Annotated in this window: 17 protein-coding genes and 1 tRNA gene; 5 read left to right on the top strand and 13 right to left on the bottom strand. The window is 39.0% G+C overall.

Annotated elements, in window-relative coordinates; genetic code table 11:
* Positions 1-444 precede the first annotated feature (444 nt).
* On the top strand, positions 445-1431 hold the full coding sequence (locus FL972_RS02040) for a bestrophin family protein (RefSeq protein ID WP_144602942.1): 987 nt from the start codon (positions 445-447) through the stop codon (positions 1429-1431).
* A 39-nt stretch (positions 1432-1470) separates the two neighbouring features.
* Here FL972_RS02040 and FL972_RS02035 read toward each other — a convergent pair whose 3' ends face one another.
* The 6 genes from FL972_RS02035 to FL972_RS02010 all read right to left on the bottom strand — a co-directional run bounded on the left by FL972_RS02035 (position 1471) and on the right by FL972_RS02010 (position 10056).
* Positions 1471-3897: an ABC transporter permease gene (locus FL972_RS02035; protein WP_144602939.1), complete on the bottom strand. Its 2427-nt coding sequence runs from the start codon at positions 3895-3897 to the stop codon at positions 1471-1473.
* Between the two features lie 79 nt (positions 3898-3976).
* Positions 3977-4666 carry a head GIN domain-containing protein gene (locus FL972_RS02030; RefSeq protein ID WP_144602918.1) on the bottom strand — a complete coding sequence of 230 codons (690 nt, stop codon included), beginning with the start codon at positions 4664-4666 and terminating at the stop codon, positions 3977-3979.
* A gap of 249 nt (positions 4667-4915) precedes the next feature.
* Entirely contained in the window at positions 4916-7285 is a 2370-nt protein-coding gene (locus FL972_RS02025; RefSeq protein WP_144602915.1) for an ABC transporter permease, read from the bottom strand.
* A 216-nt stretch (positions 7286-7501) separates the two neighbouring features.
* Entirely contained in the window at positions 7502-8200 is a 699-nt protein-coding gene (locus tag FL972_RS02020) for an ABC transporter ATP-binding protein (protein WP_091655584.1), read from the bottom strand.
* A 135-nt stretch (positions 8201-8335) separates the two neighbouring features.
* Positions 8336-8689, bottom strand: coding sequence for a four helix bundle protein (locus FL972_RS02015; protein WP_144602912.1), 354 nt, complete (start codon positions 8687-8689; stop codon positions 8336-8338).
* A gap of 119 nt (positions 8690-8808) precedes the next feature.
* Entirely contained in the window at positions 8809-10056 is a 1248-nt protein-coding gene (locus FL972_RS02010; protein ID WP_144602910.1) for an efflux RND transporter periplasmic adaptor subunit, read from the bottom strand.
* Between the two features lie 319 nt (positions 10057-10375).
* On the opposite strand from FL972_RS02010, the gene FL972_RS02005 reads away from it, so the two are divergent.
* Both FL972_RS02005 and FL972_RS02000 read left to right on the top strand, forming a co-directional pair.
* Entirely contained in the window at positions 10376-11764 is a 1389-nt protein-coding gene (locus FL972_RS02005) for a sigma-54-dependent transcriptional regulator (protein WP_091655588.1), read from the top strand.
* On the top strand, positions 11754-13106 hold the full coding sequence (locus FL972_RS02000) for a sensor histidine kinase (RefSeq protein ID WP_144602906.1): 1353 nt from the start codon (positions 11754-11756) through the stop codon (positions 13104-13106). The genes FL972_RS02005 and FL972_RS02000 overlap by 11 nt, the downstream gene beginning before the upstream one ends.
* Here FL972_RS02000 and FL972_RS01995 read toward each other — a convergent pair whose 3' ends face one another.
* The 3 genes from FL972_RS01995 to FL972_RS01985 form a co-directional block, all read right to left on the bottom strand.
* Positions 13107-13550 carry a hypothetical protein gene (locus tag FL972_RS01995; protein WP_144602903.1) on the bottom strand — a complete coding sequence of 148 codons (444 nt, stop codon included), beginning with the start codon at positions 13548-13550 and terminating at the stop codon, positions 13107-13109.
* A gap of 73 nt (positions 13551-13623) precedes the next feature.
* Complete coding sequence (locus FL972_RS01990; RefSeq protein ID WP_250161264.1) at positions 13624-14850, bottom strand: aminotransferase class V-fold PLP-dependent enzyme; 1227 nt, start codon at positions 14848-14850, stop codon at positions 13624-13626.
* A gap of 152 nt (positions 14851-15002) precedes the next feature.
* Positions 15003-16148 (bottom strand): DUF4221 family protein, encoded by a 1146-nt coding sequence (locus FL972_RS01985; protein ID WP_144602900.1) that lies wholly within the window; start codon positions 16146-16148, stop codon positions 15003-15005.
* Between the two features lie 296 nt (positions 16149-16444).
* On the opposite strand from FL972_RS01985, the gene FL972_RS01980 reads away from it, so the two are divergent.
* Positions 16445-16969 carry a hypothetical protein gene (locus tag FL972_RS01980; protein WP_144602897.1) on the top strand — a complete coding sequence of 175 codons (525 nt, stop codon included), beginning with the start codon at positions 16445-16447 and terminating at the stop codon, positions 16967-16969.
* Here FL972_RS01980 and FL972_RS01975 read toward each other — a convergent pair.
* From FL972_RS01975 to FL972_RS01960, 4 genes are read right to left on the bottom strand one after another with little or no spacing between them, the layout of a single operon-like run.
* On the bottom strand, positions 16966-17526 hold the full coding sequence (locus FL972_RS01975) for a 1-acyl-sn-glycerol-3-phosphate acyltransferase (protein ID WP_144602894.1): 561 nt from the start codon (positions 17524-17526) through the stop codon (positions 16966-16968). The two genes, FL972_RS01980 and FL972_RS01975, sit on opposite strands and share 4 nt — an antisense overlap.
* Positions 17523-18326: a patatin-like phospholipase family protein gene (locus FL972_RS01970; protein WP_144602890.1), complete on the bottom strand. Its 804-nt coding sequence runs from the start codon at positions 18324-18326 to the stop codon at positions 17523-17525. Before FL972_RS01970 ends, FL972_RS01975 begins: the two co-directional genes overlap by 4 nt.
* Complete coding sequence (locus tag FL972_RS01965) at positions 18316-19155, bottom strand: MBL fold metallo-hydrolase (RefSeq protein ID WP_144602886.1); 840 nt, start codon at positions 19153-19155, stop codon at positions 18316-18318. The genes FL972_RS01970 and FL972_RS01965 overlap by 11 nt, the downstream gene beginning before the upstream one ends.
* A 50-nt stretch (positions 19156-19205) precedes the next feature.
* Positions 19206-20153 carry an acetyl-CoA carboxylase carboxyltransferase subunit alpha gene (locus FL972_RS01960; RefSeq protein ID WP_091655597.1) on the bottom strand — a complete coding sequence of 316 codons (948 nt, stop codon included), beginning with the start codon at positions 20151-20153 and terminating at the stop codon, positions 19206-19208.
* A 209-nt stretch (positions 20154-20362) separates the two neighbouring features.
* Here FL972_RS01960 and FL972_RS01955 point away from each other — a divergent pair.
* Positions 20363-20436, top strand: a tRNA-Asp gene (locus FL972_RS01955).
* The last annotated feature ends 33 nt before the right edge of the window (positions 20437-20469 follow it).

Genomic DNA, 20469 nt, shown 5'->3' with positions numbered 1-20469 from the left:
GGAGATTATAATGAATCTAATTATGCGCAATCTGGCCACTTACCCTATTTTCTTTGCTTGACCGATTGGATACTTCGACTTCCTGCCCTTCGGGAGGCGGGCGCTCAGCACAGGCGACCGAAGACAGAAGCCCGATATTCTGATCCATTCATCTGATACTAAGCCATAATTATTTCTTTATTGAGAAGAAAACCGAAATTCATAATAATCAAATATGTACAAAAACCCTTCTTCTCCATTTCTTAGTAAGCTACCCGCATAAGTGACAGCTGGCTTCCACAAGAATTGATGGCTGAACCTTGCAATAACCTGAACTTTGTCTCTCTTTTTTAATGAAACAAATGAAGACTTCTGATAAAATTGTTAATCATCAAAATAAAATTCAATTTGACTCAATAATGAAAAATATCCTATAAATCAGTAGATTATAGAAAATATCAGCCTATGTATGTCAAAAGAAACTATAGCCTCTGGATGACAGTCCGCTGGTCTAAAAAGCCACTGATCAATGGACTGATATATTCTGCAATTATCGTTTTCTTATACGAAGTCACTGGTTTGCCATTTTCATTGCCTTGGCAACCTATTTCAGTAATTGGTGTCGCAGTATCTTTTTTCCTTGGCTTTAAAAACAACTCCTCGTATGATCGCGCTTGGGAGGCAAGAAAAATTTGGGGTTCCATTGTCAATGACTGTAGAACTTTCGCCTCGGCCATTTTATCATTACCTGATAAGAGCGTTCCATATTCTTGGAAAAAACAAATGATTTTCAGACATCTGGCTTGGCTAGTTTCTCTTAAGCATAACCTTCGTAAGGGAAAATCTTGGGAACATAATTTACCCGTAGATAAAATGGTCTTCACACCGGGATTCCGAGAGGAAATGGCTAATGGCTTAGAACCTGAAATCAGAAAATATTTGGATCCTGAGGAATGGGAGTCATTACAGAGATACACAAATTTCCCTACCCAACTTCTCAAAACACAAAGCTTAGAGTTGGACAGAATACATCAAGAAAACGGACTTAGTGAATACAAGCATGTTTGGCTTCATCAGCTGATTAGTAGATTTTATGATACCCAGGGAATGAGCGAAAGAATCAAAACCTTTCCCTTCCCTAGACAATATGCCTCCACTGGACTTTGGATTACTTACATTTTCTGCGCATTAATTCCTTTGGGTCTTTTGGATATTTTTGAGCAGTCTACAGAACTCCATTATTGGCTAACGGTACCCTTTTCCGGAATCATTATCTGGATATTCTTTTTGGTTGACAGAATTGGAGATTATTCTGAAAACCCTTTTGAAGCAGGATACAATGATATCCCCATATCCTCTATCACCAGAGTGATTGAGATAGACTTGCTGGAAATGCTGGATGAGAAAGAAATTCCACAACCTTACCCTGTGGATAATGGTTTTTTGATGTAGAGAAAGCCCTTTTCAATTACCACATGGCTCCAAAAGGCATCATTCACTTTTAATACTCTTCACAGGATTTGCCCATGCAGCTCTGATTGTTTGGCTGATGACGGTGAATGCTGCAATTGCCCCTGCAATTAAGCCAGCCCAAAGGAAAGTGGTCCAATTGATTCCTATGCTGTAGGCGAAATCCTGAAGCCAACTTTTCATTCCAAAATAGGAGACCGGGATAGCAATCAGAAAGCCTATTGCTACCAGTTTGAGGAAATCCTTACCCAAAAGTGCCAGAATATTTCCAGTTTCAGCTCCCATTACTTTTCTGATTCCAATCTCACGGGTTCTTTGTTCAGTGGCAAATGTCACCAAACCTAAAAGCCCCAACACAGAAATAATGATTGCTAAGGCAGAAAAGAAAGTGAATATGGTTTTGACTCTTGCCTCTGCTTCATATTGCCTATTGAATCCCTGGTCTATCATTAGGGGTTCGAATGGATAATCAGGTCTCATCACTGCCCATTCTTCTTTTAGATAGGCCAAAACTTCCTCTCTTTTTCCACTTTCAAACTTGATGCTGACACTATTATTCCTATCCTGGGAAATCATAAACACCATAGGAACAATGGGCTGATGCAAACTTTCAAAGTGAAAATCTTGCATAACTCCTGTCACAAAACCTCTTCTTCCTCCATACAAAAACTGCTTGCCAACAGCTTCCTCAGGGCTTTGCCATCCAATTTCCCGAACAGCGGCTTCATTCAAAATAAATGCTTCAGTAGAATCACTAGCTCTTAGAAAATCAAAGTTTCTTCCAGCCTTTATAGATATTCCATAAGTATCCAGAAAATTATGAGCTACATGAATGTCCGCAATCCTGCTATTGAGCTGGGTTAGCTCTCCTCCTACTTCGGCTGTTGCCCCTTGAGAATCCAAAAGCCTTCCTGACGGAACTCTGCTCGAAATACTCACTGACTGAATATCAGGATGGTTTTCTAAGCGATCCTTGAAAATGAGATAGTTTTCATTGATCTGATTAGAACTAGGGAGCACTACTATATCTTCTTTTTCAAAGCCCAAATCTTTATTCTGCATAAAGCTCAGCTGATTGATCACCACTATGACAGCGACTATCAGTATTACAGAAATAGCAAACTGCCCGACCACTAATACAGACCTGAAGTTCTCATGGCCTTTTCCTGCTTTAAATGCTCCTTTTAACACTTTGGCAGGAGTAAATCCTGAAAGAAAAAGAGCTGGATAACTTCCTGAAATCAAACCCACAAAAAGGATTAATCCCAGTATCCAAACCAGTAGTTCTGGGCTTTCTAGAAAATTCAAACTCAAAGGATTTTCCAGAAAATCGGAGAAATAAGGAAGAAATAAAAAGACCAAGCAAAGGGCAATAAGCATAGCCAGAAAAGTCATCACAAAGCTTTCACCCATAAATTGCCGAATGAGGATGGTCTTGTCGGCACCCATCACTTTTCTCAAGCCCACCTCCATAGATCTTAAGGAGGACCTTGCGGTGCTAAGATTCATAAAATTGATACAGGCAATCAATAAGATAAATAATGCCACAGCCCCGTAGACATAGACATAATCAATATTTCCATTGGGCTCTATTTCAGAGTCCAGGTTCGACTGTAAGTGAATGTCCTGAATAGGCCATAGAAGAAGCTGGGTGCCTTTTGACATAGGGATTCCAGAATTACTTTCACCCATATGTCTATCAATCAAACTGGGAAGCTTGGCTTCAAAATTTTTATAGGAAACACCTTCTGCAAGTTTGATATAAGTGGAAAAATTATTGGAACCATAATTAGACATAAAAGCATCTTGTCCACCGTAAAATTGAACGACAGGTAGCATGGAGGCTAAAAAATCAACATGAAAATGGGAATTGTTCGGAGTGTCTTTGACCACTCCTCTCACCTGCATGGTAAACTCCATCCCTCCTATCTCTACCAGAAGTTCTTTCCCCACTGCATTTTCAGACCCAAAATATCTTTTGGCAGTACTTTCAGATAATATAAGACCATCTGCTTGAGTCAATGCATTCTTTGATTCACCTTCCAGTGTTTCCCAAGAAAAGACATCAAAAACCTCTGGGTCCGCAAAGAAAAATCGTTCCTCCACAAATGCATTATTTCCTGATTTGATTAAAGGATCTGCATTCATCAATCTAGCCGAGAACTCCACATCCTCCGGAAAATCTGATTGTATCAGAGGCCCAAAGGGAGGAGCAGTATGCCCCAGATGCAAGCTGGTACTCCCATCCGGATTAAACCAAGCTCTCGAAACTCTATAAATTCTATCCACATCAGGGTGATAATTGTCATAGCTGAGTTCATACCGAACATAAAGCAGAATCACAATACTCACGGCCATTCCTATGGCCAAACCAAAAAGGTTGATGAAGACATACAAAGGATGCTTTTTAGCATTCCTGAATACGATTTTAAAGTAGTTTCTAAACATGGCTGATTGGTGAAAAAAAATGCCGCTTAGTAAAATATACTACTCGGCATTTTTGGATTCATAGTGCTAGGTCTTGGTTTTATCTTTTGATTACTTTGGCTGAACCTGATGTTCCTATTTGCTTGGTAGGTACTCCTTTGTAGTATACATTTCCTGAGCCGGATGCACCTACTTTAAGACTTTCTATCGCAGTAATATAGGTTTCTCCCGAACCTGACTTCCCAATAGTTACTTGCTGGGCTTTTAAGTCCATTCCTTCAAAATCTCCTGAGCCTGACTGACCTATATCCAACTTCTCAACCTCTCCACCATCTATGACAATATCTCCAGATCCACTGATCCCTACGCTCATTGAATTAGCGTAAACTTTCTGAAGTTTGATCAGCCCTGAACCGGAAACACCCAGTCCTAGTTTATCGGATTCCAAATCATCCATTACGGTGATTGAACCTGAGCCGGAAGAACCCAATCCCTCAATTTCAGGCATGGTTACATAAAACTTTAACCTAACGTTTCTATAGTTTCCTTTTTCAAGTTTCAGCTTAAGTTGTCCGTTTTTTACCTCAGTAAGAACTTTGTCCAAGTCCACATTTTGAGCTTCAATTTTTACCTCATAGGCATTGCCTTGGGTAATAAAAACATCCCAGCTTCCACCGGATTCCACTTTGGTGAAGCGATCTAATTTTCTGGTTTCAGTTTGCTGGGCATTGGCGGAAAATCCCATAAGGAATGCCAATAAAATTAAGATGGGTGCCAGATTCTTTTTCATAGCTGTGTTAGTTTAGATAAATAGATTCATAGAATGTGCCAAGGGATAAAATAGGCTATTTTGAGCTTTAGAGTGGCATATCAATTATTTACATGTCCGATCTTTCGGGTTTTTGACCGCAAGCGAACAATATTCTAAAGCCCATCAAATCCCTCATGTCATATAGATGCAGGTTTGCTTAAATGGGTTGCATAAAAAATACTCTCCAATTAACTTAGAGAGTATTTCCATTTTAGATTTCGACCAAACTTACTCTGACTTAATCGCCTGCACTGGATTGGAATTGGCGGCTTTATAAGACTGAATCCAAACCGTGGATAAGGCTATCAGAAAGATAATACCCGCTACAGCTGGAATAAACCACCATTCAAAGTTGATTCTGTAGGCATAGCCCGACAACCAATCCTGCATAATCCAATAACCTAATCCAGATCCTAGCAAGATTGAAATTGAAACAATCGTGATAAATTCCTTATTGATCACATTCAAAATAGAAAATGTAGAAGCTCCCAATACTTTTCTAATTCCGATTTCCTTGGTTTTCTGTTCAGCAACATGTGCTGATAAACCCAATAAACCCAGACAAGAAATCAAAATAGTCAACAAGCTAAAATACTTAGCCAAATCCCTGAGCCTTACATCCTCTCTATACACTCTGGCATAATTTTCATCCATAAACTGATAGGTAAATGGAAATACGGGATTTAACTCCGCAAAGACTCCCTCTATTTCTGCCAAGGCTTCTTGCATGGAAGATGAATTGATACGGATGAAGCTATTGAAATTGAAAGCAGGGTCTATTACCATGAAGGCAGGTTCCATAGACTGATGCATGCTTTGGAAATGAAAATTCTTTGCAACCCCTATAATCTCATATCTACTTCCATTAATATCTAAGCTGCTATTCTCTGGATTATTTTGTGTAATCAGTTCATATGCTTTCTCATTAACAATTACGGCACTTATGGAATCTGAAATACGGTCTTTGGAAAAATCCTTTCCACTGAGCAATTCTATCCCTAAAGTTTCCAAGAAATCATAATCGACCCGGAACCTTTCAAACAAAGCGTTGAAACCAGGTTCTTTTCCTTCCCATGATACATCCCCGGTATTATTACTTCTACCCATCATATTATGAGATGCCCTGCTTACTGATGAAATCCCTGGCCTTGCTTCTAGCCTAGACTTGAATATCTCATACTTCTCTGGCAATTCACCTTCTAAAGGCACTAAAATCAACTGATCTTTTTCATAGCCTAAATCTTGGTTCAATGCATAATTGATTTGTTGGAAAATGACAACCGTAGATATGAGCAAGCAGGTCGCCAAAACAAATTGAAATAAGACCAAGCCCTTTCTGGCGAATGCTACTTTTCGATTTCCATTAAATTGATTTTTAAAGACAGATACAACTTTGGTGGAAGACAGATAAAAAGCCGGATAACTTCCTGCCAGAAGTCCTGTAAACACCAATACAAGTAAAAAGCCTACCCAGAAATAAAGATCTAAGACTGGAAGGACCAATTCTTTTCCAGCTAATTGATTGAATACCGGAAGTGTCAGCTGAACCAAAACCAAGGCAAACAAGCCTGAGAAAAAGGTAATTAGCAGAGACTCGCTCAAGAACTGATAAATAAGACTGGATTTATCTGCACCTGATACTTTTCTCACACCTACCTCCTTCGAGCGTTTTTGTGATTTGGCAGTGGATAGGTTCATGAAATTAATACAGGCAATGACCAGAATGAAAAATCCAATCATAGCAAAAAGCTTAACCGTCTTTATTCTTCCTTCCTGAATTATTCCATCCTTCCATGAACCATGGAGGTACATATCACTTTGAGGAAAAACAAAAAGATCTGCATTTGAACCTTCAAAACGATCCCGAATGAAATCTTTTATCGAAGCCGAAAAGGCTTCTGGATCCGCATTTTCCTGCAAGGTTATCACGGTACTGGGACCATTATTCCCCCAGTGTTGTAACCAACTATTGTAGGGTTTATCAAAAAACAATTTATATGGCAGAATAAAATCAAATTTCTCCCAATTGACCATTCCCTCATCTGCAATGACACCTTTCACCAAGAAAAGCTCTGTTCCATCAGTAGAAATCATTTCAATTTCTTCATCCAAAACATCGGTTTTTCCGAATAATTTGATTGCTGATGATTCGGTCAGAACTATATGGGATTTGTCTGATAGCAGTTGTTCTCTATTTCCAGAAAGCAGAGGATATTGGAAAATTTTCAAATAATCCGCCCCAGCATAAATCCCGGAAAGTTTTACGCGTTTATCACCTTGAACAAATAAATTCTCCTCATTCCAGGTATACGTTGCAGCATATTGGACCTCTGCTAAATTTTCTTTCATGGCCTCTGCCAATACTCCAGGAGTAGAAGGAATAGTAAAAACCTGATCTCCGTAATTCTGATGCTCCATGACCCTGAATACCTGATCCGAACCCGGAAGTCTTCTATCAGTTTCCAGTTCACTTTTGATCCACAATCCTATCAGAATTGCTGCCCAGAGTCCCAAGGTCAATCCAAACAAATTAATGAAGAAGGTAAGCTTATGTTTACCAAAGCCTCGAAATGCGATTTTTAAATAGTTCTTAAACATAGGTCATGTTATAAAAGAGGCATCCAAAGCCTCACACTTAGATATTCACTTTTTGTGCCAGCAAAAAATGCCCAAATTTCTCAAAATGGGCATTTTTCTGATTTTTCCGGATTAGTAATCCGAACAATTTTGTCCGATTTCGCACGAGACTAATTTGATTTAATTGAAAGGTCGAAATAGTGTTAATTCGACTCATTCAAAAAGGAATAATTGAAATCAAATATGGAATTGCTCCCTGATATTCTCAGTCACTACTTTCCCATCAAACAAATTGATTACCCTGTGGGCGTAATTGGCATCATGAGGTGAGTGAGTAACCATTACGATAGTAGTGCCTTCATTATTCAACTCTTCCAACAGCCTCATGACTTCTTCACCGTTTTTGGAATCCAAATTACCGGTAGGTTCATCGGCGAGGATCACTGATGGCTTGGCTACAATAGCTCGGGCAATGGCAACACGCTGTTGCTGACCACCTGAAAGCTGCTGAGGAAAATGATTGCGTCTATGCATGATATTCATCCTGGTCAAAACCTCCTCTACTCTTTGTTTTCGCTCATCGGATGGGATTTTCAGATAAAGTAGAGGTAACTCCACATTTTCAAATACAGTTAGCTCATCGATTAGATTGAAGCTTTGGAAAACAAATCCAATATTCCCCTTTCTTAGAGAAGAGCGCTGTCTTTCTGAATAGTTAGCCACTTCTTGACCTAGGAAATGATATTCACCCTCATCCGGGTTATCCAAAAGGCCAATGATATTCAATAAGGTTGATTTACCACAACCGGAAGGCCCCATTATGGCTACGAATTCACCCTTTTTAATTTCAATTTGGATTCCATCCAATGCGGTGGTTTCCACTTCTTCGGTGGTATATAATTTTCGAAGGTTTACTGTTTTGATTACGTTTTCCATGATTTATAAGATTTAAGACCGAAGACCGAAGACCGAAGCAATCGGACCTCCATCCATTAATTTTTTAATGATCGATGTAATGATTTATTTAATATGAAAATCACTAGCATTATTTAGCCCAAGATTAAATTCCATCTATTTCATTTTATTTTTAAAGCCTATTGTCATATTCATTAAGTCAAAACATTCCTGATATATCCATTTGAAATCTGATTCATTGATATACTCTCTTCTTTTTGCTTTATAAAGGCAGGTAATCAATTCAGCAATAGACCTCACAGAGTACCCCAAGAACCTATGTTGCTCTGGGTTGCTTTGAGAGATAGAACCTTCTGCTATATTTAATGCAATTGAATCAGCAGATCTAATGGTTTGGCTTGTTAGGTTGTACATTTCCTCTTTTGGAAATTGTCTTGAAATTTTGTGAACATGCTCTCCTAAATCCATTGCTTTTTGCCAAATCAAAAGTTTTTCAAACTTAAAGCTCATAACAATTTATTTAACTAATAAAATAAATATAAGCTTTTGACTTGACTTTCAAACTATCAACTTAAATAAAATCTATTTCCACAATTTTATCTCAATCTTCCGTCTTCGGTCTTCCAACTTTACCTCAACTCCAACACCTCATTATTCCCGAAATTCTCATACCCGGAAACAATCACTTTTTCACCTTCTACCAAGCCTTCTAGCACCTCATAGTACTCTGGGTTTTTGCGGCCTAGACGAATATTTCTTTTTTCGGCATTTCCAGAAGAATTCAAGACAAAGACCCAATTTCCACCAGTATCTTTAAAGAATCCACCTGTAGGAATCAATAGACTTTGCTCACTATCCCCTAGTTCTAATCGGATTCTCACACTTTGACCTCTACGAATTCCTTTAGGACTTTCACCGGTAAACACCATGTCTACTTCAAATCTTCCATTAGTGATAGTAGGGTAAATTTTAGATATCTCAAGTTCATGCTCTTGTCCACTCAAAGTAAATTTACCCTTCAGGCCTCTGCCAATTCTAGGCAGATAGAGCTCGTCGATGGGAACCCGAACTTTAAATTCATCCATGACATCTATCTGCCCATATCGCTGTCCAGGATTTATCGCTTGCCCTATTTCAATTTGCTCCATAGCCAGCTGTCCTGCAATTGGAGCGGTTATGATTAAGTTGTTCAGAATTTTACCAACTCCAGTTAATGAAGCCTGCATTCTTCTCTCAGAATTACGAAGCTGAGCCAATTGTATGGAGCGCGCTACTGAGTCATTCTTGTAAGACTCATAAGTCAGCTTCCTCCTTTTTAGATTGTATTCATATTGCTCTTTAACCTCTTCAAACTCTCGATCTGAAACCAGCTTTTTACTATGCAATTCTTTGAATCTTTTGAATTGTGGTTCCAAAAGACTGATTTGATAATCTATCTCTGCCAATTGCCCCTGCTGATTCAAATCATTTTGATCCAAAAGCAAGCGGGTTTGACGGAGATTATTGATTTGTTCATATAACATAGTCTCCCGCTGCATCACATCCAGCTGAAGATTGGAGTTGGTTAAGGCTAAAATAGTATCCCCTTTTTCTACTAAGGCTCCTGACTCTCTTATCACATCGGCGACCATACCGCCTTCAACCGCATCCAGGAAAAAAGTTTGTGCGGGCTCAATCTGACCAGAGACCAATATATAGTCAGTAAACTCTCCCTTAGATACAGTGGCGATACTAAGTCTGTCCCTCTCCACATTCATGGTGGATCTATGGTCCGCAAAACCCAACTGGTAAATAATTACAGCAACGACCACCAGCCCACCTAGCAGATAAGCGATTTTCTTTGCTGTCCATGTTTTCTTTTCTAATTTTCTATCCATTGTGTGTGATTGCCTTTTCTGGCTGTACCCTTTTATGCCAAATGATGTGCCATGCAAAAAATGCCTCTCAGAGGATATATTTCCTGTTTTTGGAAATAGAGGGCTTTCGAGACTCGAACAATTTCGTCCGCCAGCGAACAAAACTTTTCAAAAACGAAAGTCTGACTCCTATCAAGAACCTGATGGACCATGCTTTAAAATCGCTCGAATTTGATCGGAAACGGGCATTTATTAAAAATAATTGATGGTTTGAAAAATCGGCAGACTTTTGGAATATTAGATGGTAGCTTGATACGATTCCAGCAAAAACCTTAAAAGCATGAATGAGCAAAGAATAGGTAAAATTCTCATAGTTGACGACAACGAAGATCTTTTAAAAGCAGCTAAAATCTTTTTGAAAAGACATTTTGCACAAGTAGATACCGAAACTAATCCTGACCTTCTTCCTATCCTGACGCATAATGAAAATTATGATGTCATCATGTTGGATATGAATTTCACCAAAGATGTCAGCTCAGGACAAGAAGGCTTTTATTGGTTGGACCGTATTCTGGAATTGGATCCTTCCGCGGTGGTTGTTTTGATTACAGCATATGGCGATGTCAATCTTGCCGTCAGGGCAATCAAAGAAGGAGCTACAGATTTTGTATTGAAACCTTGGGAAAATGAAAGGTTACTGGCTACCCTAAACTCTGCTCTTCAACTTCGTCAAAAGAAAATGGAGGTCAACTTGCTTAAAGATCAAAAAGCGACTCTACAGCAGGATATTGACAATAAATTCAAAGACATCATCGGACAAAGCCCTGCGATGCAGAAGATTTTTGAGACCATTGAACGCGTAGCAAGTACGGATGCCAATGTTTTGATTTTAGGAGAAAATGGAACCGGTAAAGAATTAATTGCCCGTGCAATTCATAGAAATTCCAGAAGAAGCAGAGAAGCTTTCGTGGGAGTGGATCTAGGTTCGATTACCCAAACCCTATTTGAATCAGAATTATTTGGGCATAAAAAAGGCTCATTTACTGATGCCAAAGAGGACCGCGCGGGCCGATTTGAGCAAGCGCATAAAGGAACCTTGTTTTTAGATGAAATTGGCAACCTACCCTTACCATTGCAGGCTAAATTATTGGCTGCATTGCAGAATAGGCAAGTGACGAGAGTTGGAGCCAATAGACCTGTGGATGTCAATATCCGATTGATTTCTGCAACAAATATGCCTATTCACTCCATGGTTTATGACAATACTTTCAGGCAGGATTTATTATACCGAATCAATACAATTGAAATCAATTTACCTCCTTTGAGAGAAAGAGTGGAAGACATCCCTCTTTTGGCCGATCATTTTATCAGCTATTATTCCAAAAAATATAATAAAGACATTCGAAAAGCTTCTGAGCCTTTGATTAAGCGAATGACTAAGTATCATTGGCCGGGTAACATTCGGGAACTGCAGCATAGTATAGAAAGAGCTGTGATTATGAGTAATCACAATGTGCTACAGCCAGAAGATTTATTTTTGCAAAAAACAGGACAGCCTGAGAAATCGGAAGAGAATGTCAGCTTGGAGCATTTGAACATAGAAGATGTAGAAAGAATTTTGATCAGAAAAGCACTTCAAAAGCACAATGGACATATTACTCGAGCAGCTGAAGAGTTAGGGCTCACAAGATCCTCCCTTTACAGAAGATTGGAAAAGTATGGTTTATAAGCGCTTTTCGATAGGGATAAGTGTTCGGGTCATTCTGATTACACTCTGCTTATTTACAGGAGTTTGGTTATATTTCAGACAAAATCTACTGCTTGCACCTGCGGTCATTACATTGATTGTTTTGGGGCTGATTGTAGAGCTCATCCATTACGTCAATTCTGTAAATCAAAAGCTAGCTCGATTTCTGGATTCAATTCGATATGGCGATTTTTCCAGCTCTTTTACCTCAGATAGCAAGATGGGAAACTCTTTTAAGGAGGTAAATTTTGCCTTCAACGAGGTGATGGAGGTTTTTAAGCAAACCCGTGCTGAGAAAGAAGAACAAATGCTCTTTCTTCAGGTAATCATCCAGCATATCAATACCGGAATCATCTCTTTCAATGCAGAAGGAAAAATCGGGGTAATCAATAATGCCGCAAAGCAATTGCTTCAAATTCCTCAGTTTAGAAATATCAGTGATTTGGGCAGGCTTTCCCCCACTTTATTGAAAGAGGTTTTAGAAATGAAGCCGGGACAAAGAACTTCCTATAAGGTAAGCCCTTCTTTGTTTTTGATTGTTCAGTCAACTTCCCTGAAAATGGGTGGACAAAGTTGGACATTACTTTCATTGCAAAATATCAATGCGGAACTACAGTCTAATGAACTGGAAGCTTGGCAAAACCTGACCAAGGTTTTACGGCACGAAATTATGAACAGCATCACTCCAATTTCGAGTTTGGTTGAGTCCCTTAGGACTATTTTGGATGAAGACAGCTTCGTGCAACAAGAGGGAATGCTGATCAAAAAAGATGGTTTTCTAGATATTCAAGAGGGTTTGGATACCATAGCTAACCGAAGCAAAGGTTTGGTAAATTTCGTGAATGCCTACAGGGATTATACCAATATCCCTGAGCCTAAAAAGGAATGGATTAAAGCAAAAACGCTTATTGAAGATGTTTTAGGCCTGATTAAGGAGGAGTTGAAGTCCAAAGAAGTTTTTGTCAAAACTGAATTTCGTCCCGAAGAATTGGAAATTCTCTGTGACCCAGATCAAATTAATATGATCCTAATCAATCTGATCAAAAATGCTTCAGAGTCTATGTTAAAGAAAGCAGACAGACAGGTAATTATTCGAGCTATTTCCCAGGGGGATTTGGGAACTTTGATTCAAGTAGAAGATAATGGACCGGGAATAGTACCAGAGGCTTTGGAGAGGATTTTTGTACCCTTTTATACCACTAAAAAAACCGGATCAGGTATAGGATTAGCTATTTCCCGACAAATTATGAATTTGCACAGAGGAAGCTTGACAGTTGAGTCGGAACCGGATGTAAGAACAGTTTTTACTTTGAATTTTAGATAATCAATTCTTCTGCAGCACCAAGTCAAACACAGCCTGATCGGAAGGTCGATTATAAATCATGTCAATCCTTGTATTGGAATAGCTCACTACTGTCCAATCCCTATTGATTTTTGAAAATGTTGAACCTGAATTAAAAAAGAAGGCAATATTGACCGTGTTTTGATTGGGGTCAGCAGGATCAATACTTAAAGTCCAAATTCCATTTTCTACACCACCGTTGATCCGGGTCTGAACTTCTGAACCAGAAATAAAGCTCATAGTTCCTCCGCTAAATTGACTTGTCTGATCAGTGCCATCCTCAGAATAATCGGCTATTTTCCAGGTGGCAGATCTAAGTAGTTGATCAATCTGAAATGCGGTTGAATCGTTTTTTTCAGAACAGGAAAAAAACAAAACAAAAACTAAAACGAAGGGTATATATCTTTTAAGCATGGTGTCTCTCATTTAAAACTTAACGCTTTGGATATGCTAAATGCTACAACCAGTAACAACGGAATAATCTCAACTAAGTCAAAAATCAACTTTTTTCCAAAACAGAAACCAGCCTTTGTATATCCCTTTGATCATTATAGAGATGAAGAGAAACCCTGAGGGATTGTCCTCTGACAGAGACAAAAACCTTTTCGTTTTCCAAGTCGGATTTAAGAACCTGAGGATTTAAACCAGGTTTTAAAGGCAAGGCAAATAGGTGATTGGAACTTGATTGAGCATGAAAAAGGTCCAATTCTAAATTTTCAAATAGGTACTTTTTTAAATCTGAAGTATAATGCTGAATTTCTTCTGTGGTCCATTGGAGAATTTGTTCCAATGATTTTTTTAGAATCGGCATCAAAATGAAATGACTGCTTTCTCCCACATCAAACCTGTGGGCTTTGGGTAAGAATTCCTGCCTGTAATTAGTCAAATCAGAGAAATTCCTTGAATTGGATCTATTCATCCAAGACTCTTCCAAGGGCTTCCCACTTTGAAATTTTTCACCAAAATATGCTAAGCCCAAAGAATATGAACCTAATAGCCATTTATAGGTAGCACAAATCAAGGCATCGATTTTACATGCCTTCACGTCAATAGGCTTTGCCCCTACCGATTGAGTACCATCCACTATAAAACATGCCCCTACTTTTTTACATTTTGCTCCGATAGCCTCCAGGTCAAAAATGTAGCCATTCATCCAATGAACGCTGGAAATCAAAACCAAGGCAGTATGCTCATCGATAGCATCTAGAATTTTATCATTCCACGAAAGCTCAGCATCTTCCCCAATCACTTCTAGGCTCGCTTCCTGTTCTTCCGCCCAGCGTTTAACAGCAAAATATCCACTCGGAAATTCATCCTTCACCGTAATGGCTTTTTTGCCCTTCTGGTCAGCCCAGTTAGACAGGGCAATTGCAAACCCATAGGAGGTACTTGGGATAATGGCTATTTCATCCGATTGGGCAGAAATCAATTGAGCAAATAGCCCCCTCACCTCTTCGGTTTCAGTGAAAAAATCAGACGGCTGCAATTCCTGAGGGTTTCTCATTTTACCCAAATCCGACAATGCAGCATTTTCAGAAGCCTTGAGTAAAGGCCCCCGATATGCATTGTTGAGATAGGAAATCTCAGGATCAATAGAAAATAAGTGTTTTTGACAGTCCAAGTCGAGCTGAGGTTTAACAGAATAAATTTTCTGATTATCCGCAATCATGCCAGTTGCCTTATTTTCCTTGCTTGACCGATTGGATACTTCGACTTCGCTCAGCACGGGCGACCGATGACCGAAGACCCAGCCACGGCAGGCAGGCGAAGCTTCCGGATTCTGATCCTTTCAGCAGACAATAAACTATATTTTTGTCATTCCTGGTAGGAAAGCGGATATCCATTATAAATTTAATAGATGGCAATCAAATCAATCACTCAATCCACAAAATTTATCCTAGTGAAAGCCAATTCATCGTCAATATTAGAATACATCCAAATGGCCCCGTCTTTCACAAAGTATTTATTGGACAGCTCATTCAACTCCGGTATCAATTGCTCGGAAACCAAATTGAAGTCTTCATCAAAAACTGACAAAAATACATCTGCGCCGATTGCTACATATTCATCGTATTCATCGATTTCTTCCCCAAATTTTTGTTTGATGGAAAATCTATAAAAACGCTTCTTACTTTCATCCCATACAAAATGCTTGTAGGACACATCTTCTCCAGCCTTCCTGGTAATTTCTTTCAGCTCACCGGTGGTCATTTCAACCTCCTTAGGAGGAACATAGGTTCTTTTGGCTCCCAATAAAGGAGTATCCCAGCTTTTCGTATAAAGACTATCTGACTCCAGGTCAAAAATATGAACCTGATTAAAAGCATTCATATTGAAATAGATCTTCCCCTTTTCAAGAGTTGAGTAAATACTCGGACCATATCCTCCTGCCGGGTTTCCATTATATAAGATATTTGTTCTAAACTCCTTACCCTTTTCAAAAACAGGAAGGTCTTCTGCAGTATATGTCCTATTTTCTAAATCAATATCCAAAAGAAAATAGGTGTAATTTTCCCATTTCAAACCAAACACAATCACCCGATTGGGATCATCATCGCTCTGAAATACTTGCAAAGCATATCTCTCAGAATCTCCCAGATAGTCTGGGGCTATTTTTTCAAGCTCCAAATCTTCTGTCAGTTGGGCATTTTGATCAAAAACTTTGTAAAACATATAATTTCTAAAAAGCAGTCTATCATCCGGGAGAATAGAAAAATTCACGGTTCTCTGTCCAACTCCATTCGGTCCTTCCTTTTCAAATTGAATTTTTTTGGATAGAACCAAGTTATTCAGATCGATTTTTTCGGCCACATGAGTCTCTGGATTTAAATTAATCAGATAGCTCTTATCAGGAGCAAGTGCAGAAAAATTAAGATCATAATTGAGAGAAAGAAATTCCTCTCCGGCATCTACCATCACAGTGTCTATGGATAATTTAATCTCGCCTGAAAATCCCCCCTTATCATCTGTTTTGCTGCAGGAAAACAAAAAAGGAATAATCGCAAATAGAAATAAGTACCTCATCTTTGAAAATTTAAGTGAAAAATGAATTTGTCAAAAGATAGAAAAAACAGGATTTTATCTCTACTAACAGCTTCTTATTAAATGTTAAATTCCCAACAACTAGAAAATTTTAAACAGTTTTACAACCCTTAAGAAATTCACTTTCCGGCCTTTTATTCAGTGATCAAGGTTTTAGAAAAGGATATTTGATAATTCATAAAAAACACTTCAATTCTTTCATAATCAGAAAAATACCCTGAACAGGGTATAAAAATGCAGGAGATAAATTGTATATTTTTTTTCAAACAAAGACAGGAATGGAAAAAGCGAAAAGTACTGAATGGAAAAACGCTGCAACAGAGCTTGCGGGAATGATTTATGGGGTTTCACTGGACGGAGTTGTAACCAGAAATGAATATGAAACCTTGAAAAATTGGTGTGCAGACAATGAGTCTTTATGCGAACATGAACCATTCAATGGTTTATACTCCAAGATTAAACCCATAGTGGACTCAGGTTCAGTGAATAAGGAGGAGTTGGAAGAGATTGAGGATATTCTTAATGAATTTTTGGAGAAAATCGGATCCAATCAAAGGGTTGAAGATTCCAACAAGCTATTTATCAAAGGATTACTAAAGGGAATTCTTTCCTCGGGAGACATCAACGATCAGGAAATTTACAAGTTAAAACAGTTTTTAGAAAACCAAGATGATGAAAACCTGAAGTCTAAATTCAATGGACTTAAAGAGCTTATCGACAAGATTTGGGAAGACGGCAAAGTAGATGATGCCGAATTTAGGATTTTGAAAGATTATATGAATTTGTTAATTCAAGTTGTTTAGATAACCCCCTTTTCAGGATGTTTTGGAGTCACAGTTCTCCCAAAAGCCATTAACTCTTCAATCTGATTATCCATTTCACCATTGGGCTGTATCCATGGTCCTATACCTGCTTCCTTTTTCTTGTAATCCAGATAGCCCACAACAATTGGAACATCAGCTCCCAGCGCGATATGGTAAAAACCGGTTTTCCACTTCTTTACAGCACTTCGGGTGCCTTCAGGAGTAACCATAATCACCAGTTCCTCTGATTCTTTGAGCATGGAAATCATAGCCTCGGTGTAAGTTTGTTTTCTTCCCCCGGGAATTCGCTTCCTATCAATGGCTATACCCCCCAAAGCTTTGATAAACCAACCCAATGGCCCTACCATAACTTCTTTTTTGATGGTAAATTTCACAGGAATGTCCATCAGGAAAAAAGCTGCTCTGGCATATAATAAATCCCAATTCGAAGTGTGGGGAATAGCAATTAAAACGGCCTTTTTTACTCCTTCCGGCCAATTAGTATTCAATGACCAACCGGTAATCCAGAAAACAATCCGGGATAGAAACTTCATCATGCGCTGAGGTTAGATTTATTGGGTTTACTCAATTCTAAGATAGATGGATTCTCTTCAATATATTTCATGGTTTGGGTATATCCCGCCTGAAATAGTTGGGAGGCTTTTTTGATATCAAAAACCCCGAAATTCCCCAAACCGGGAGCCTCTATGAAATAATCGCATTTAGACTTTCGGCTATAAACATTGTAATTCATCGCCATAATAACTGATCGCTCGATCAGCTTTTTCATATTGGTAATGTTACTTTCCTCAGGCAAGTGATTACAATTTACGCCGATGACAAAATCACAGATGCCGTCTAAAGGCTCAACTGGCAAATTATTCAGCACTCCTCCATCGACAAGGTACTTATTTTCGATTTCAATAGGTTCAAACATCCCTGGGATACAGCTAGAAGCCATTACCGGACGAATCAATTCTCCTTCTGAAAAATAGACCGCTTTTCCTCTTTTGATATCCGTTGCAGCCACCGTTAGAGGAATTTTCAACTGTCCAAAATCATTATGGGCCATGTAGATTTTGAAAAGGCTTTCGATACTGCTCATTTTGAGGATCCCAGTCCACGAAATGGCAGGTCTTAAAAATTTGAAATAGTTAGTCTCTACAATGATTTTTAAAACTTCTTCCGGCTGATAACCTTGACAATACATAGCGCCAACGATTGCACCTGCGGAAGTTCCACTGATTTGCGTAGGATAAATCCCGGCTTCATTCAGCCCCTTTAAAACTCCAAGGTGTGAAATACCCCGAACTCCTCCGCCTGAGAGAGCCACTCCTATTTTCAATTCAGATTTCATCAAGTTTGAATGTTTGGTCTACCCGAACACCTTTTTCGGTCATTTTAACGGTGCAACATTCATTCACAGGATCGTGTTCAAAAAACAGAATGTATTCTTCTCTAGCCGCTTCTTCCAGGAATTTGGACTTTTCATCCATGGTTAGCAGAGGTCTGGTATCATATCCCATTACATAAGGGATAGGAATATGCCCCACAGACGGAAGTAAATCTGCAACAAAAACCAATGTTTTTCCTTTATATTGGATTTTTGGAAGCATTTGCTTATCCGTATGCCCATCAACTGTGATGAAGTCAAATCCGGGGAATAGAGTTTTGGAACTCAAGTCCACCATTTTCAGATGCCCCAGCTCTTCCATTGGTTCAATATTTTCTTTTAAGAAAGATGCTTTTTCTCTTGGATTTGGCTCTGTTGCCCATTTCCAATGATCTGGATTAGACCAATAGCTCGCTCTGGGAAAAGCCATTTCATACTGTCCATGACTTCCATACTTAACTCCACCTCCACAGTGATCAAAATGCAAGTGAGTCAAAAAATTATCCGTTATCTGGTGAAAGCCTACTCCTAATTTTCGAAGAGATTTTTCCAAAGAATCATCTCCATGCAGGTAATAATGAGAGAAAAACTTTGCGTCTTGCTTATCTCCTATTCCATTATCAATCAACACTACGCGATCTCCATCTACAGCCAAAAGGCAGCGCATGGCCCAGGTGCATAGGTTATTTTCATCAGCTTGGTTGGTTCGTGACCAAAGAACTTTGGGTACTACCCCAAACATGGCCCCTCCGTCCAATTTAAAAAAACCGGTATTGACTACGTGTAATTCCATTTATTGATTCAAAAGAAATCCCGGACTTGGATGAGTCCGGGATTGAAATTTTATTCTACTACCACACCCATCGAGCAGAACTTGTCGATGCGTTGGTCAATTCGTTTTTCTGGCTTGATCTTATCCAATTCTTTCAAGGCAGAAGTGATGGTTTCTTTGATAGTTTTAGACATCCACTTCAGGTCTTTATGTGCACCACCCAGTGGTTCAGGAATGATATCATCAATCAATCCATTTCCTTTCATGTCTTTTGCTGTCAGCTTCAATGCTTCGGCTGCCTGTTCTTTGTAATCCCAGGATCTCCATAAAATAGATGAACAGGACTCAGGAGAAATCACAGAGTACCAAGTGTTTTCTAACATGTAAACTCTGTCCCCTATTGCAATTCCTAAGGCACCTCCAGAAGCACCTTCGCCAATAATGATACAAATCACCGGGACTTTCAGCATAAACATCTCTTTGAGATTCCTAGCAATGGCTTCGCCTTGGCCTCTTTCTTCAGCTTCCAAGCCTGGAAATGCACCCGGAGTATCAATCAGAGTTACTATCGGCTTACCGAATTTTTCAGCCATTTTCATCAGGCGAAGTGCCTTTCGGTAACCTTCAGGATTTGCCATCCCAAAGTTTCTCTCCTGACGCTGTTTGGTGTTGCGACCTTTTTGCTGACCAATAAACATGACAGTACGGCCATCAATGTCTCCAAGACCACCGACCATTGCTTTATCGTCTTTTACAGAACGGTCTCCATGCAATTCAATGAAATCGTTGGTGATTTCATAAATGTAATCCAATGCATAAGGTCTGTCTGCATGGCGGGAAAGCTGAACCCGCTGCCATCTAGTCAAATTCTGAAATGTTTCTTTTTTCAAAGCGAGGATTTTTTCTTCCAGGGACTCAATATCTGAACTTAAATCGATATTTCTACCTTTGGCCAAATCCTTCATTTCCTGAAGTTTTTGCTCTAAATCAGCTATTGGTTTTTCGAATTCTAATACCATTTTGGTGATTTTTGAATGTAACAAAGATAAGGAATATCCTTCAGAGGCAAACCCTTTCGTGGAAATAGACTAAATTCAAAAATATTGAAAATTATTCTCCTGAATTAGAAAGAGATAGAATCAAAGTTAAAAAAATTTTATGGTAAGGTATTGCGGAAAAAGTCGAAATACCTACCTTTGCATCACTTCAAACGAGAAGCACACAAAACGGAGTGGTAGTTCAGCTGGTTAGAATGCCTGCCTGTCACGCAGGAGGTCGCGGGTTCGAGTCCCGTCCATTCCGCTTAAAGCCTTAGATTTTTCTAAGGCTTTTTTG

The organism is Algoriphagus algorifonticola, from assembly GCF_007655305.1.
GTDB classification, from domain to species: Bacteria; Bacteroidota; Bacteroidia; order Cytophagales; family Cyclobacteriaceae; genus Algoriphagus; species Algoriphagus algorifonticola.
This window is presented reverse-complemented; position numbering and strand designations above follow the sequence as displayed.